Source organism: Dysgonomonas mossii (assembly GCF_004569505.1).
Taxonomy (GTDB): Bacteria; Bacteroidota; Bacteroidia; order Bacteroidales; family Dysgonomonadaceae; genus Dysgonomonas.
Genome location: NZ_SPPK01000151.1, coordinates 1 through 386 on the forward strand (window position 1 = coordinate 1; position 386 = coordinate 386).

Genomic DNA, 386 nt, shown 5'->3' on the forward strand with positions numbered 1-386 from the left:
GCCGGAGGACACCCGGAACTTCACGCTGCTGCTGCAGGAGTTCCGCCGCCAGCTCGATGCCATCGACCCGTCGCTGCGCCTGACCGTCGCGGCGCCGGCCCCGAAGGATGCCAGCAGCAAGCTCGAGCTGCCGGCCATCGCCCGCACGGGGGACTTCATCAACCTCATGACCTACGACATGCCCAACTCGCTGGAGCTGCGCGCCAATTTCCATGCGGCGCTGCTGCCCAGCCCGCGCGATCCGGACCGCGCCGAGGGGCTGACCGTGGTGGAAACCGTCGAACGCTATCTGAAGGCGGGCGTTCCGGCGTCCCAGCTCGTGCTGGGCATTCCGCTCTATTCGCGCGGCTGGACCGGGTTGCCGGCGGCGAACGACGGCCTCTACC

Annotated in this window: 1 protein-coding gene; it reads left to right on the plus strand. The window is 69.4% G+C overall.

What is annotated here, in order from left to right:
* Positions 1–386, plus strand: a 386-nt coding sequence (locus E4T88_RS17845; RefSeq protein ID WP_260393734.1) for a glycosyl hydrolase family 18 protein, incomplete at both ends; no start/stop codon positions are given.